The sequence below is a fragment of the uncultured Ruminococcus sp. genome (genome assembly GCF_934476685.1).
Classification (GTDB): domain Bacteria; phylum Bacillota; class Clostridia; order Oscillospirales; family Ruminococcaceae; genus Hominimerdicola.
Genome location: NZ_CAKSNX010000015.1, coordinates 14909 through 29566 on the forward strand (window position 1 = coordinate 14909; position 14658 = coordinate 29566).

General features: G+C 43.6%; 14 protein-coding genes. 11 read left to right on the top strand and 3 right to left on the bottom strand.

Annotated elements, in window-relative coordinates; genetic code table 11:
• The first annotated feature begins 2 nt into the window (after positions 1–2).
• On the top strand, positions 3–416 hold the full coding sequence (locus Q0E19_RS10605; protein ID WP_294409484.1) for a peptide deformylase: 414 nt from the start codon (positions 3–5) through the stop codon (positions 414–416).
• 58 nt (positions 417–474) lie between these two features.
• Here Q0E19_RS10605 and trxA read toward each other — a convergent pair whose 3' ends face one another.
• The gene (gene trxA / locus Q0E19_RS10610) at positions 475–783 is read right to left on the bottom strand and encodes a thioredoxin (protein WP_294409485.1); all 309 of its coding nucleotides are present in this window, start codon (positions 781–783) and stop codon (positions 475–477) included.
• 18 nt (positions 784–801) lie between these two features.
• Positions 802–1002, bottom strand: coding sequence for a ferredoxin-thioredoxin reductase catalytic domain-containing protein (locus Q0E19_RS10615; protein WP_294409487.1), 201 nt, complete (start codon positions 1000–1002; stop codon positions 802–804).
• Between the two features lie 245 nt (positions 1003–1247).
• On the opposite strand from Q0E19_RS10615, the gene Q0E19_RS10620 reads away from it, so the two are divergent.
• The 8 genes from Q0E19_RS10620 to Q0E19_RS10655 all read left to right on the top strand — a co-directional run bounded on the left by Q0E19_RS10620 (position 1248) and on the right by Q0E19_RS10655 (position 10482).
• Complete coding sequence (locus tag Q0E19_RS10620; protein WP_294409488.1) at positions 1248–2159, top strand: ribonuclease Z; 912 nt, start codon at positions 1248–1250, stop codon at positions 2157–2159.
• Between the two features lie 179 nt (positions 2160–2338).
• On the top strand, positions 2339–3529 hold the full coding sequence (locus Q0E19_RS10625; RefSeq protein ID WP_294409489.1) for an MFS transporter: 1191 nt from the start codon (positions 2339–2341) through the stop codon (positions 3527–3529).
• 228 nt (positions 3530–3757) lie between these two features.
• Complete coding sequence (locus Q0E19_RS10630; RefSeq protein WP_294409490.1) at positions 3758–4111, top strand: metalloregulator ArsR/SmtB family transcription factor; 354 nt, start codon at positions 3758–3760, stop codon at positions 4109–4111.
• A 66-nt stretch (positions 4112–4177) separates the two neighbouring features.
• Positions 4178–4402 carry a cation transporter gene (locus Q0E19_RS10635; RefSeq protein ID WP_294409491.1) on the top strand — a complete coding sequence of 75 codons (225 nt, stop codon included), beginning with the start codon at positions 4178–4180 and terminating at the stop codon, positions 4400–4402.
• Between the two features lie 50 nt (positions 4403–4452).
• Positions 4453–6297 (top strand): heavy metal translocating P-type ATPase, encoded by a 1845-nt coding sequence (locus Q0E19_RS10640; protein WP_294409492.1) that lies wholly within the window; start codon positions 4453–4455, stop codon positions 6295–6297.
• Between the two features lie 112 nt (positions 6298–6409).
• Positions 6410–7195 (top strand): AraC family transcriptional regulator, encoded by a 786-nt coding sequence (locus Q0E19_RS10645; protein ID WP_294409495.1) that lies wholly within the window; start codon positions 6410–6412, stop codon positions 7193–7195.
• Between the two features lie 138 nt (positions 7196–7333).
• The gene (locus Q0E19_RS10650; RefSeq protein ID WP_294409497.1) at positions 7334–8665 is read left to right on the top strand and encodes a family 43 glycosylhydrolase; all 1332 of its coding nucleotides are present in this window, start codon (positions 7334–7336) and stop codon (positions 8663–8665) included.
• A gap of 17 nt (positions 8666–8682) precedes the next feature.
• A complete protein-coding gene (locus Q0E19_RS10655) occupies positions 8683–10482 on the top strand; it encodes a glycoside hydrolase family 5 protein (protein ID WP_294409498.1) in 1800 nt (599 codons plus the stop codon).
• A gap of 85 nt (positions 10483–10567) precedes the next feature.
• Here Q0E19_RS10655 and Q0E19_RS10660 read toward each other — a convergent pair whose 3' ends face one another.
• Positions 10568–12634, bottom strand: a complete 2067-nt coding sequence (locus Q0E19_RS10660) for a TIM-barrel domain-containing protein (protein ID WP_294409500.1) — start codon at positions 12632–12634, stop codon at positions 10568–10570.
• Between the two features lie 262 nt (positions 12635–12896).
• Here Q0E19_RS10660 and Q0E19_RS10665 point away from each other — a divergent pair, with 262 nt between their 5' ends.
• Both Q0E19_RS10665 and rd read left to right on the top strand, forming a co-directional pair.
• Complete coding sequence (locus tag Q0E19_RS10665; RefSeq protein ID WP_294409501.1) at positions 12897–14300, top strand: MATE family efflux transporter; 1404 nt, start codon at positions 12897–12899, stop codon at positions 14298–14300.
• 48 nt (positions 14301–14348) lie between these two features.
• The gene (rd, locus tag Q0E19_RS10670; protein WP_294409502.1) at positions 14349–14510 is read left to right on the top strand and encodes a rubredoxin; all 162 of its coding nucleotides are present in this window, start codon (positions 14349–14351) and stop codon (positions 14508–14510) included.
• Positions 14511–14658: the final 148 nt, after the last annotated feature.

Here is a 14658-nt window from a genome sequence, read left to right on the forward strand (position 1 = left end):
GTATGGTAAGAGATATAGTTAAGGACTGCCTTGTTCTTTCGCAAAAGTCCGTTGACGCTGATAAGAATGATATGCGTATTGCAAAAGATCTGCTCGATACCCTTACAGCACATTCTGAGGAGTGCGTTGGTATGGCTGCGAATATGATAGGCGAACTTAAACGCATTATCGCAGTGCAGGCAGGGAAAGACTATCTTGTGATGATAAACCCTGTGATAACGGATAAGTCCGCAAAGTCATATGAAACGCAGGAAGGCTGCCTTTGTCATATCGGTCAGCGCAGCTGCACAAGGTATGAAAGCATAACCGTTGAATACAGGGATAAGAAATTCAAGAAGAAAAAGCAGAATTTCTCAGGCTTTACAGCGCAGATAATCCAGCATGAGATAGATCACTGCAATGGGATAATAATATAATATTAATATAGTAAAAAAAGCTGCCCGATATTGTTCGGACAGCTTTTACTTTTCATTTTTAGCCGATAAGCTCGATTATAGCCTCTTTAGGTATCGCACCTACCGACTGGTTCACTATCTTTCCGCCTTTGATAACGGCAAGCATCGGAATGCTTGAAACATTGAACGCAGCGGCGAGTTCAGGACAATCGTCAACGTTGACCTTTCCTACTTTTATATCTGATCTTTCCTCAGCGACCTCATCTACAAGCGGAGAAAGCATTCTGCATGGACCGCACCATGCTGCCCAGAAATCAAGCAGAACGGTCTTTTCGCTTTCCATTACCTCGCTCTTGAAATTCTCTTCTGTGATATTTATAACTGACATTTTAAATCCTCCTTTTCATCAGTCTTTCTTTTTATAATAAAGCATACAGTGGCAGTAACCCTCAAAATCGGGATCTGCTATCTGCTGCTTAAATTCCTCGCACATACATTTATATTCTTCCTTTTTCTGAAGTCTGCAAGGGCAGTAGCCGCCTTTTCGCTTTAGTCCCTCTTTTATCTGCGCAACAAGTTCCTTGTCCTCATTAAGAAGTATTTTCATATTATCACCTCATGATCTGAAAGTAGTCAAAATCGGTATAATTTTATTATACATCATATTTATACTTTTTGCAATACCCCCATGCATGACAAAGAACAGGATTATTTTGCGGAGCTTTATGATAATTATTCATAGGGCGGAACGTATCATGTTGTTCAGTTTTGCATATAATTTGACAAGGCGGAAAAAATGATATATTATTAATGTAAACGGTACAGAACTTGATATCGGAGGGAGATGGACATATGCCGAAAATAACGCTGGCAGGAACAGGCGGAATGCTGCCGCTGAAAAACAGGTGGCTCACTTCATGTTATATAGAACATAACGGCAGGGCAATTCTTATCGACTGCGGAGAGGGTACGCAGATAGCATTAAGTCAGTTCGGCGTGAAGATCAGCAGGATAGATGTTATACTTCTGACTCATTTCCACGCAGACCATGTAACAGGCTTGCCGGGACTTCTGCTGTCTATCGGAAATTGTTCAAGGACAGACCCTCTCGATATATATGTTCCGCAGGGTGAAAAAACGGCTGTGGAAAAGCTTATGTATATCTGTGGTATGCTGACCTATGAAGTAAGGGTGCATGAGCTTTCTGTGACTGAACAGTCGGTTTTTGAAATAGACGGCAACGGTATGACAGAGGGGATGTCTATGCCTCTGCGCCATTCTGTGAACTGTTTAGGGTACAGCATACGTTACAAGCGCAGACCTGTTTTCCAGCCTGAAAAGGCACAGGCTCTCGGCATACCGATAAAGTTCTGGAAAACTCTTCACGGCGGAGAAAGTGTGGAGCTTGATGATGGCAGGATATTCACTCCCGAAGAGGTAACGGAAAATTCTCGCAGAGATATAAAAATAACCTATGTTACAGATACTCTGCCTTTTGACGGAATATCGGATCTTGCAAAGGGATCGGATCTTTTTATCTGCGAGGGAATGTACGGCGACCTTTCTCAGAAAGAAAGTATGGATAAAAAAGGTCATATGCTTATGCAGGACGCCTGCCGCCTTGCAAAGAACGCTGAGGTAAAGCAGCTATGGCTTACCCATTACAGCCCTGCTATGACCGATCCGCAGGAATATGCCGATACCCTCAGTGAGATATTCGGCAGCACAACTATAAGCAGTGACGGAGAAACTGCGGTGCTTTAAATTATTTTTTATTGATCGTATAGTCGGCGATGCGGGAAAAACCTGCGCTGCCGGCTGTTTTATTATCCTGATATATTGATATTTATAATTATTTTATAAATTCGTTTTACCCCCTTGTCAAAACAAGATCAATGTGGTATAATTCCTACTGATTTCAAAAGGAAAGGAAAAATGAATATATGAAATTGACTTTCAAACATACAAAATATGCTGCATATATCGGCTATATCACTCAGGCGATAGTCAATAATCTTATGCCGCTGCTGTTCGTTTCATTTCAAAGGCAGTTTTCGCTGAGCCTTGACAGGATAAGCCTGCTTATCACGCTGAATTTCGGTGTTCAGACGGTGGTAGATATAATTGCGGCAAAATATGTTGATAAAATAGGTTACAGAGCCTCCTGCGTATTTGCACATATAGCAACTGTTGTTGGACTTTGTTCTATGGCTGTGCTGCCTTTTGTTATGGATCCTTTTGCAGGACTTTGCATATGTGCGGCTGTGAATGCTGTGGGCGGAGGTCTTACAGAGGTAGTTATTTCCCCTGTGGTGGAGGCGCTCCCCGGGGATGAAAAGGCTTCTGCAATGAGTATGCTCCATTCGTTCTACTGCTGGGGACAGGTAGCTGTGGTACTGCTTTCAACGCTGTATTTCAGCACCGCAGGAATAGAAAACTGGAGATATCTGCCGCTGATATGGTCGCTCGTACCTCTGTTCAACGTTTTTATGTTTCTGTTCGTGCCGCTGAGGACACTCAATGAAGAAAATGAGGATATGCCGCTGAGAAAGCTTTTTACTGTAAAGATATTCTGGGTATTTCTTATTCTGATGATATGTTCGGGAGCGTCCGAGCTTGCAATGTCCCAGTGGGCATCGCTTTTCGCAGAAGAAGGTCTGCACGTTTCAAAAACTATGGGCGATCTTTTAGGCCCTTGCGCTTTTGCGGTGCTTATGGGTTCGGCAAGAACCTTTTACGGATTTAAGGGTGCAAAGCTCAATCTGAGAAAATCCATTGCTTTCAGCGGAGCGCTCTGCATACTCAGCTATGCTGTGGCAGTATTTGCACCTAACCCGATGATATCCCTTGCAGGCTGCGCTTTGTGCGGACTCTCAGTAGGTCTTATGTGGCCGGGAACATACAGCCTTTCATCACAATGTTATCCACAGGGCGGAACGGCTATGTTCGCTGTGCTTGCCCTTGCAGGAGATATAGGTTGTTCAGCAGGCCCTACTATAACAGGTTTCGTTTCCGATGCAACCGGTGATCTTAAAAAGGGATTGCTTGTTGCCGCTGTGTTCCCGCTGATACTTATTATAGGTGTGCTTATGCTCAAAAATAGTGACAAAGAGAATGAGAAAGTGTCTGAATAATGATTAAATAAGGTGCAGTATCCTGTCGAAAATACAGGGTACCGCACCTTTTGTTATATATGTATATCAATTATAAAATGTTATACAAAAGAATTTTTCATAAGCTATTGACAAAAACATATTTATATGCTAACATATGAATAGATGTTCAAGTGTTTTAATGAACAGCTGAAACATTATCAATTATCTGCATATAATAAGCAGAGGGAAGCCGAAAGGGGGATAAAAATGGCTGAACAGAATGAGAATGCAGAGTGCTGTGTGCATGACGATCTGGTGGATCAGGTAACGAGCGATATGCCGCCTGAGGAAAACCTTTATGATCTTGCCGAGTTCTTTAAGATATTCGGTGATACCACCAGAATAAGGATACTTTACGCTTTGTTTGAATCCGAGCTTTGCGTCGGCGACCTTGCAAAGCTGCTGGGATTGACTCAGACCGCCTGTTCACATCAGCTTAGAGTGCTGAAAAACAATAAGCTGGTAAGGTTCAGACGTGAGGGAAAGGTCATATATTATTCATTGTCCGACGATCATGTACGTTCCATTATAGAAATGGGAATGGAGCATGTTGAGGAGTGACTGGCAGGCTGAATGTCAGCACAATATAAGATTTGATCAAAAAATATTTGAAAGGATATGTTATTTATGAAAAAGGTATTTAAGCTTGTAGATCTTGACTGCGCAAACTGCGCTGCAAAAATGGAGAACGCTATAAAGGAAATGGACGAGGTAGAGGACGCTTCCGTAAGCTTTATGACACAGAAGATGACTATTACAGCTGCCGATGATGTGGATTTCGACAAGCTGATGAAGAAGGTCGTAAAGCTTTGCAGAAAGATCGAGCCGGACTGCGAGATCGTTCTTAAATAAAACGGCGGTCATGGCTGTATGAGCCGCTGTGGGAAGAGGGTTATAGGATCATGACGAGAAAACATAAAAAAATGCTTGCGAGGATCATAGCGAGCGGCATTTTGCTGATAATTGCATGGCTGCTGCCTGTCAAGGGAATATGGGAGCTTTTAGTCTTTATAGTACCTTATGCTGTTATCGGCTGGGACGTTTTGTGGAAGGCAATACGAAATATAAGCCACGGACAGGTTTTTGATGAAAACTTCCTTATGGCTATCGCTACTGTGGGAGCTTTCGGAACGGGTGAATATCCTGAGGCGGCTGCGGTAATGCTGTTCTATCAGATAGGAGAGCTTTTCCAGAGCTGTGCAGTAGGAAAATCAAGAAAGTCCATTGCAAGCCTTATGGATATAAGACCAGACTACGCCAACATAGAAAAGGACGGTCAGCTTGTGCAGGTCGATCCTGAAGAGATAAAGATAGGCGATATAATCGTAGTCAAGGCAGGAGAAAAGATCCCGCTGGACGGTATCGTTATCGAGGGAAAATCAACTGTTGATACCGCAGCGCTGACAGGCGAGAGCCTGCCGAGAACGGTGGGAGTAAATTCGGATGTTATAAGCGGCTGTATAAATCAGAGCGGTATGCTCAGGATAAGAGTTACAAAGGTATTCGGAGAATCTACCGTTGCAAAGATACTCGACCTTGTTGAAAACTCCGCTTCAAAGAAAGCAAAGGCAGAGAACTTTATTACAAAGTTCGCAAAGTATTATACACCGATAGTTGTTATCGCAGCTGTTCTGCTGGCAGTTATACCTCCGCTGGTACTTGGCGGCGGCTGGACAAACTGGATACACAGAGCACTCATCTTCCTCGTGATCTCATGCCCATGCGCACTGGTAATATCCGTACCGCTCAGCTTTTTCGGCGGTATCGGCGGCGCAAGCAAAAAGGGTATACTTGTAAAGGGCGGCAACTATCTTGAAGTCCTTGCAAATACTGAGATAGTTGTATTCGACAAGACAGGTACGCTTACAAAGGGTGTGTTCAACGTAACGGCTATCCACCCTGATAAGTATTCACAGAGCAGGCTTATAGAACTTGCGGCTTATGCTGAAAGCTATTCGGATCACCCTATTGCAAAGTCTATAATCGAGGCTTACGGATGTGATATCGACAACGAAAGGATCACTTCAAGCGAGGAACTTTCAGGTCACGGCGTAAAGGCTGTTATCGACGGACTTGAGGTATGCGCAGGAAATGATAAGCTTATGGAGAGCATAGGTGTTGAATGGCACCCATGTCACCACACAGGTACAACTGTTCATGTGGCTGTAAACGGAAAGTACGCAGGTCACATAGTTATCTCCGACGAGATAAAGGAAACTTCAGTGGCTGCAATAAAGGCTCTGAAAGACAGAGGCATCGCAAAAACTGTTATGCTTACAGGCGACTCAAAGGCTGTTGGTGAGGATACAGCAAAGAAACTTGGACTGGATATGGTATACACAGAGCTTCTTCCTGCCGGCAAGGTGGAAAAGGTGGAAGAGCTTATCGGCACAAAGTCGGAAAAGGGCAAACTTGCTTTCGTAGGTGACGGAATAAATGACGCACCTGTTCTTTCAAGAGCAGATATAGGAATAGCAATGGGAGCAATGGGTTCTGACGCAGCTATCGAGGCTGCCGATATCGTGCTTATGGACGATAACCCTGAAAAGATCGCAGACGCTATCGATATCTCTAAAAAGACAATAAAGATAGTATATCAGAATATAGTATTTGCCCTTGCGGTAAAACTTGCAATACTTGTTCTCGGTGCGGTCGGAATAGCAGGAATGTGGGCAGCTGTTTTTGCAGACGTTGGCGTTTCGGTAATTGCGATACTCAATGCTATGAGAGCAATGAAAACTAAATAATGTTTTGTATTTCAGACCATATCGTAAAGGTATGGTCTGTTTTTTGACTTCTGTAATTGAAAAAAAGACAGAAGTATGATATAATATTTCCATAAGGCTGGGAGGGGAAAATATGAAGATAGGTTCGATAGGCTATAATCATTCTCACGGGAAAGAATTTGTTATGGACAGACCTGACGGCAACGGCTGCTGGCTTTTTCTGCTGATAAAAACTCCTGCGGTAGTATGGGCAGGCGGTAAAAGGTATGAAACAGCGGCAAATTCATATATCATATATTCCCCTAAGACGCAGTGCAGATATCACGCTTTAGGTGATGTGTATACAGATGACTGGATATATTTTGACGCAGATGAAAATGATGCGGAATTTTTCAAAAGGCTTGGACTGCCTGTTGACGTACCTGTCTATCTGGGCAGTGCGGAGGAAATATCGCATATCCTGCACATTATGACCTATGAACATTATTCGGCGGAGGAATACAGGGCGGAGGTAGAGCGGAGATATACCGAGATATTCTTTATGAAGCTTAGCCGCATACTCAAAAGTCAGGGAGCAGTTTCGTCTGACGCTTTTGCACAAAAAAACACGGCTCTTGTTTACATACGCACGAGGATATACAATACCCCCGAATATATCACAGGTATAGACAGGCTTGCGCAGGAAGCGGGCATGAGCCGTTCGGGTTTTCAGCACCTTTATAAAAAAATATTCGGCGTGAGCGCTATCACAGACCTTATCATAAGCCGTACAGAAAAGGCAAAGCGGCTGCTTACTTCTACTTCTCTGACGGTTAGCGAGATAGCGGAGAGCTGCGGATATTCAAACGCTTACAGTTTTATGCGGCAGTTCAAGGAACGCTGCGGAAAAACTCCCACTGAGTACAGAAAAGGGTTATAGATCAAATTGTTTAAAGCGGCAAATGCACAAAATGTCACCTCTTTTGACTATATGTGATATTGAAACGGCTGATAAGAAGTTGTATACTTTTATTATAGAGTATACAACTTTTTATTTTATCTATATATGGAGGACATTATGGCAAATCCTATTTTACCGCTTTGGGAGTATATCCCCGACGGAGAACCCAGAGTTTTCGGTGACAGAGTATATCTTTACGGCTCGCACGACAATGCTGCAGAAAGTGATTTCTGCGATAACAAGCTGAAAGTATGGTCTGCACCTTTGAATGATCTTAACAACTGGCAGTGCCACGGACACAGCTTTCACACTCGTCCCGACCGTGACCACAAGTCTGATACGGAGGAACGTACAGATCACAGACTTTTTGCCCCCGATGTTATTGAAAAGAACGGAAAGTATTATCTTTACGCTTATATAGTCGGTTCTAAAGGCTGTGTTGGAGTATCAGACAGACCAGAAGGCCCTTTTGAACTGCTGTCGGAGTATAAGTATCTTGCGGAGGACGCAGGTGATGACGGAATATACAATGACGCAGGTGTTCTTGTGGACGATGACGGCAGGGTGTATATTTATTACGGCTTTACGGAATCGAATTTCAATGAGATAGATCCGCAGAATATGTATGAGATAATCAAGGGCAGCTACCGCAGGGGAGTTATAGACGACAGCGACAGCGCACCGCAGGAGCAGAGATTTTTTGAGGCAAGCTCACCGAGAAAAATCAACGGCACATATTATCTCATCTACTCGCCGTGCAGAGGCAGCAGGCTTGCATATGCAACGTCAGACAAGCCACAAGGACCTTTTACATATCGTGGATATATCGTTGATAATGGTGTGGATTATCCAGGCGGAAATAATCACGGCTCGGTCTGCTGCATAAACGGACAATGGTATATTTTCTACCACAGAATGACTAACAATACCATAATGTCGAGAAGAGCCTGCGTGGAGAAAATAGAGATACTGCCCGACGGAACTATACCGCCTGTGGAAATGACCTCTCTTGGTTTTGAGGAGTCGTTAAATCCGTATAAGATAACACCTGCTGAGATAGCCTGCGTTCTGAAAGGCGGCTGTTTTATCACCGAAAAGGATATATTTACACGCAGTATTGTGAATATAACAGACGGAAATGTTATGGGATACAAGTATTTTGATTTCGGGAACGACTATTCCACAAAGACAATGAAACTGGCTGTAAAGGTCAGGGGTATGGGTACGAAAACAAAGCTTAAAATATATGCTGACGGCTGTGAGGACGGCGAACTGCTGGGAGAATGTGAGATCGGTACGGCGGACGGAGTATATACCGCTGCGGTAAAGGCTCTGACGGGAGTACATTCCATATTCTTTAAGGCGGAACACGGAGTAGAGGGCTGGACGGCGCAGTATTTTGAGAACAAGCCGCTTTTTGAATTTGAAGAATTTACATTTATGAAATAACTTACGGAGGGAAAAGTATGAAAAGAAATAGCTGTATATCTTTGCTGACAGCGGCGGTAATGACCTGTGCCGCATTTCTGACAGGCTGTTCAGACAGCAGCGATTCATCAAGCAAGAGTGAGAATACTGACAGCAAGGCAAAGGTGATCGAAACTTCTGACGACGGCAGTATAAACAAGGATCTTACTGCAAACGAGCTTGTTCATCTTATGGGCAACGGCATAAATCTCGGAAACACTATGGAGGCTTACGGTCATAAGAGCTATTCCATCGATACAGATCCGACAAGCTTTGAAACCCTGTGGGGACAGCCTGTTACCACACAGGAAATGATAGACGGAATGAAAGCAAGCGGTTTCGATTCCCTCAGAGTGCCTGTTGCATGGACGAATGCAATGGATTATGAAAGCGGAGATTACACCATAAATGAAGCCTATCTTGACAGGATAGAGGAGATAATCAACTACGGTCTTAATGCGGATATGTATGTTATCATAAACGATCACTGGGACGGCAGCTGGTGGGGAATGTTCGGTTCGTCTGAGGAAAGCGACAGGGAAAAGGCAATGGATATGTACGTTTCCATGTGGACTCAGATAGCTGAAAGATACAAGAAATATTCCGACAGACTTATTTTCGAGTCGGCGAACGAGGAGCTTGGTGACAGGCTTAATGACACGGACGTATGCTCAAATTCGGGTGCGCTTTCACAGCAGGAATGTTATGATAAAACGAACGAGATCAACCAGAAGTTCGTTGACACGATACGTTCCACAGGCGGAAATAATGAACAGCGTTTTCTGCTGATAGCCGGTTATAACACCGACATCACAATGACCTGCCGAAAGAGTTTTAAGATGCCGACTGATACGGCTAAGAGCAAGCTGCTGCTTTCAGTTCACTACTACACCCCATGGGATTACTGCGGAACAAAGGGACGTTCACATTGGGGAACTCAATCCGATTATCAGGAGCAGGACAGACTTTTCAAGATGATGACAAGATATTCAGAAGAGGGATACGGAATCATTATCGGCGAATATGCTGTACTGACCAACGGCGGAGATGTAAAGGCTGATACAGATAAGTTCTTTGAAAATCTTCTCGATAACTGCGATGCTTATAATTTCTGTCCTATGCTTTGGGACTGCAGTGATTTCTTCTCAAGAAACCAGCTCGCAATGAGAGATGATACCATTGCTGAAATATTCCAGAGAAGAAGCTTTTCTTCACAGTCCTCTATGAGTCAGGAGGAAGAGGCTGCTGCGGCTGCAAAAAGAATTGAAGAAACTCTTGCGGCAGCACCTGAAAAATTAACTGACGATACAGCACCGCAGGCTGACGAAAACACAGCGGTAGCTTGGATAATGTATCAGAGTTCAGATTACTCGGTAGTTTACAGCGTTGGTGATGACTATGATCCTGCGTCAAAGAGCGATGGAGTTGTTGCTGACAATGCAGTTATAGACGGCGAGGGAACATACACAGTAAAGCTTGATATGTCGGGCAACAATGCAAGGGGATTTGCGTTTTCGGCTCTTGGAATCGCCAACGGCGAAAAGCTTTATCCTGACTATATCGCCACCATAGACGAAATAAAGATCAATGATGAGCCTGTTGACTTTATTGCAGACGGCTATACCTGTTCAGATGACGGACTTTGCACAAGAGTAAATATCTACAATCAGTGGGTAAATGCAGTTCCCGATGACGGCAGGATAGAAGGCGGAGATCTTTCAAATGCTGCTCCTGTTATAATTGATTACAGCGGATCAGTTTCAACTATGGAAGTTACATTCACTTACAAGGCTAAATAGCTAAATAAAAAAGCTTAAAAATCAACAGACCGCATATTCATAGCGAATATGCGGTCTGTTTTGCTGTCGGATATATCAAAATATCTTAGTATATTTTGATGTCAGAGCCTTTTCTTGTGAACAGCGGGATAATGTCAAGTGGTGCGGGGACGGTAACGGTCTGTCCGCCCTCAAAAGTTTCACCTGTGAAGTCATATACCCAGCTTTCGCCTGACGGCAGGTAGACTGTCTTTTCTCTTGCGCCCTCGTCCGTTACAGGAGCGCAGAGAATATCGCTGCCGAACATATACTCATCTTCTGTTTCCAGTGCCTTTTTATCGGCAGGGAAGTCAAAGAAAAGGGGACGCATGATCGCAACGCCTTTTTCGCTTGCGATGTCCATATGCTTCCTTATATAAGGGCGGAGTTTTTCTCTGATGAAGAGGTACTTTTTCAGTATCTCGTAGTTATCTTCGCCAAAGCTCCACACCTCGTTATCCTGTCCTGAGGTGAGCTGTCTTACGCCGTCTATGTATTCCTGCTCTCTTTCATACCAAGGTGAACGTTCTCCGTGCATTCTGAAAACAGGGCAGAATGCGCCCCATTCAAACCAGCGGACTAGCAGTTCTCTGAATTTTTCGTCGGAAATATCTCCGCCGAGAAAACCGCCTATATCAGATGTCCACCATGGGATACCTGCTGTACACATACTAAGACCAGCCTGAAGCTGCTGTTTCATTGAGCGGAATGAGGAGTGGATATCACCCGACCATGTAAGTACGCCGTATTTCTGACTGCCTGCCCATGCGCAGCGCACAAGGCTGAGTATCTCAGTTTCCCCTGCGGCTTTAAGACCGTCATAGAAACCTTTTGCATACATTTTAGGATAGATGTTTGTGCATTGAAGAGCAGGTCCTGCGTAGTATCTGATATTATCGAAATCATAAGGACCATACTCAGGTTCAGCCTCATCGAGCCAGAAACAGCGTATGCCGAAATCATAGTAGTTTTCTTTGCATCTTTCCCACACGAATTTCTGTGCGTCGGGGTTAGTAGCATCATAGAAAATGGTGTTGCCCATCCATGTCATATGCAGACCGTTTCCTCTGTCGGCGGCAACGAGATAGCCGTTATCAGCCATTTCGCCGAAATTCTCGCTCTGTTCATCAATGGTCGGCCATACGGAAACAACGGTTTCGATACCCATTTCTTTAAGTTCACTGACCATTGCTTTAGGATCCTGCCAATCTCTCGGCTCAAATTTGAAATCGCCCTGTCTTGTCCAATGGAAGAAATCCACGACGATAGCGTCCATAGGCAGACCTCTGCGCTTATGTTCTCTTGCAACGTCAAGTATCTCCTGCTGATTGCGGTATCTCAGTTTGCACTGCCAGTAGCCAAGACCGTATTCAGGCATTTTCGGGGAATGACCTGTGGCATCGGCATAATGCTCGGCTATCTCCGCAGGGGTGTCGCCTGCCGTTATGAAATAATCGAGTTTCTTTGTGCTTTTTGCATACCATTCTGTCTTGTTGTTTCCGAAAGCAACTGTGCCGACAGCAGGGTTGTTCCAGAGAAAACCGTAGCCTCTGCTGGAGATATAGAACGGAACGCTTGCCTGACTGTTTCTGTGGCAAAGTTCAAGATAAGAACCTTTTTTGTCAAGGCGGTCGTCCTGATACTGACCCATACCGAATATCTTTTCGTCATCAAAAGCTTCAAAGCGTGCAAAAAGTTCATAATCTGTTGAACCTATATGGCATTTCAGCTCTCTTGCGTCGATACGGAGAGGGACGCAGTATCTGTTGATACGGTTTCGGTTTCTCCAGTATTCCTCGGTAAGAAGTTCACCTTTCTGATTGTAAAAGCTTATCCAGCCTTCATAGTTGACTTTGACGGTAAGCTTTCCGTTGGTAAGATAGTGATTTACTCCGCTCTGATGATACTGTGAATATTCGTCTGACTTATACCATGGGTCGGTGGTATCGACAGTTTCGCTGCGGTATTCGCAGACGCACTCTTTTACAGGTTCGTCAAGCGCCCAGTCGTTTTTATCCATTTCGGGAGCGGCGGTCATTCTCACTCTGAAAGAGCTTTCGCCCCAAGGATCTATCCACAGCATGGAATTGCCGCTGCGGATAGATAGCCTGTTGTTTTCAAAGGCAGTTTTCATCTGAATTTTCCTCCTGATAAAATTATTATAATATTCAAATATTTATACTCTTGAATGATGATATAATTATATAATATACAAAACCCTTTGTCAATAAAAAGAGATGAAAAATCAAAAGGTTTAAAATTTTAAAAGTTTTCGGTGTGAAATTAATCTTTTTTTACAATTTGGATATAAAAAGTATGTTTAAGTTTTTACTGTCGGTGATATACTTTTATAGCCTGAAAGAATAGCAGTCTTTCGGCGCAAAAAGTAAGGAAAAATGTATAAAGGAATGATAAATATGGCTTTGGTAAAGGATATGACTAAAGGAAGGGAAACGCCTCTGCTGATAAAATTTATGCTGCCTATGCTGTTGGGAAATGTGTTTCAGCAGTTCTATAATATTGCGGACAGTGCAATAGTCGGACAGCATGAGGGAGCAACGGCACTTGGCTCGATAGGCTGTACAGGTTCGCTGAACTTTTTGTTTTTCTCGCTGTGCAATGGTCTTTCGGTTGGAGCGGGAATAATAGTGGCACAGCATTTCGGTGCAGGCAATGACAGGAGAGTAAAAAACACAGTAGCAAACTCACTTTACATAGTTACGCTGTTCGGTATTTTTATAAGTGTGCTGGGTGTACTGATAGCAAGACCTGTACTGACGCTTCTTGACACGCCGAAAGCGCAGATAGACGGTGCGGTGGATTATATGAAAATAATCTGCGGAGGAAATATTGCTGTTGCGCTTTACAACTATTCTGCACAGGTAATGAGGGCGCTGGGCGACTCGAAAAGTCCGCTTATATTCCTTATAGTAGCAAGCTTTATAAATGTTGGGCTTGATGTACTTTTTGTAATTTATCTCGGTTACGGAATAAAGGGAGCGGCATGGGCAACGGTAATAGCGCAGGCAGTATCAGCTGTGGCAAGCCTTATTTATGGATTTATAAGAAACCCATATTTCAGACTGACGAAAGAAAATCTGAAGATCGACAAGGTCATTGTAACTCAGTGCGTTAAAATAGGTATGCCTCTTGCTGCACAGGGAATGCTTATAGCAATATCCTGCGTAATACTCCAGAGAGTGGTCAACAGCTTTGACGAGGTAGCGGTATCGGCATATACTGTAACAAACAGAATCGAACAGCTTGTTCAGCAGCCGTATAGTTCACTTGGCGCAGCTGTATCTACATTCACAGGTCAGAATATGGGCGCAGGCAAGCAGGACAGAGTAAGAACGGCTTTGAAAAAGAGTATAATGATAGTTGCAGCTTTCAGTATCATTATGCTGGCAGTATGCTTTATTTTCGGCAGACCTATAATGAGGTTGTTCGTAAAGGAATCAAATGTAATTGATATTGGCGCAAAGGGTATAAGGATAACCAGCCTTATGTATTTCTTCCTTGGCACTATCTACGTTACAAGAGGACTGCTCAATGGTGCAGGTGACGCAGTATATGCAATGATAAACGGCTGCGTAGAGGTAACAGGCAGAATATGTTTTCCTCTGCTGCTTATACATTTACTTAATATCGGTCTGTGGGCAATATGGCTCACAACAGGTCTGACATGGTTTATTACAGCTATGGCAGGCGTAATAAGGTATCGTCAGAACAAATGGTGCGATCTTACCGTGGCGGTAAAGGAGAAAAATACAGAGCAGATCTCGTCGGACAGTGAATAGATTACATCATAAGGGGTACACTATATATAAACGGAGGTGTACACTGATATGAAAAAGTATGTATGTGATCCATGCGGCTGGATATATGATGAGGAGAAGGGCGAGCCTGATATGGGAATAGCGCCCGGAACAAAATTTGAAGATCTTCCTGAGGACTTTTTATGTCCGGTCTGCGGAGTAGGCAAGGAATTTTTCTCAGAAACGGAATAAACAGAATAATAGCAAAGACCGTTCGGCTTGTACGAACGGTCAATCTATTATATAAGGTGAAAACATATTCTTTTTCGCCAAGGCGCACAATAAAGGCAACAAAAGTTACAAAAAACTATAAAAAACGCAGAAGCTTGGAAAAAGAGTT

Excerpts from the sequence above, each read along its gene's own strand:
- Q0E19_RS10660 (WP_294409500.1), bottom strand. The coding sequence starts at position 12,634 with ATGAAAACTGCCTTTGAAAACAACAGGCTATCTATCCGCAGCGGCAAT.
- Q0E19_RS10620 (WP_294409488.1), top strand. The coding sequence starts at position 1,248 with ATGCCGAAAATAACGCTGGCAGGAACAGGCGGAATGCTGCCGCTGAAA.
- Q0E19_RS10655 (WP_294409498.1), top strand. The coding sequence starts at position 8,683 with ATGAAAAGAAATAGCTGTATATCTTTGCTGACAGCGGCGGTAATGACC.
- Q0E19_RS10605 (WP_294409484.1), top strand. The coding sequence starts at position 3 with ATGGTAAGAGATATAGTTAAGGACTGCCTTGTTCTTTCGCAAAAGTCC.
- Q0E19_RS10665 (WP_294409501.1), top strand. The coding sequence starts at position 12,897 with ATGTATAAAGGAATGATAAATATGGCTTTGGTAAAGGATATGACTAAA.
- Q0E19_RS10645 (WP_294409495.1), top strand. The coding sequence starts at position 6,410 with ATGAAGATAGGTTCGATAGGCTATAATCATTCTCACGGGAAAGAATTT.
- Q0E19_RS10625 (WP_294409489.1), top strand. The coding sequence starts at position 2,339 with ATGAAATTGACTTTCAAACATACAAAATATGCTGCATATATCGGCTAT.
- Q0E19_RS10615 (WP_294409487.1), bottom strand. The coding sequence starts at position 1,002 with ATGAAAATACTTCTTAATGAGGACAAGGAACTTGTTGCGCAGATAAAA.
- rd (WP_294409502.1), top strand. The coding sequence starts at position 14,349 with ATGAAAAAGTATGTATGTGATCCATGCGGCTGGATATATGATGAGGAG.
- Q0E19_RS10630 (WP_294409490.1), top strand. The coding sequence starts at position 3,758 with ATGGCTGAACAGAATGAGAATGCAGAGTGCTGTGTGCATGACGATCTG.
- Q0E19_RS10635 (WP_294409491.1), top strand. The coding sequence starts at position 4,178 with ATGAAAAAGGTATTTAAGCTTGTAGATCTTGACTGCGCAAACTGCGCT.
- Q0E19_RS10650 (WP_294409497.1), top strand. The coding sequence starts at position 7,334 with ATGGCAAATCCTATTTTACCGCTTTGGGAGTATATCCCCGACGGAGAA.
- trxA (WP_294409485.1), bottom strand. The coding sequence starts at position 783 with ATGTCAGTTATAAATATCACAGAAGAGAATTTCAAGAGCGAGGTAATG.
- Q0E19_RS10640 (WP_294409492.1), top strand. The coding sequence starts at position 4,453 with ATGACGAGAAAACATAAAAAAATGCTTGCGAGGATCATAGCGAGCGGC.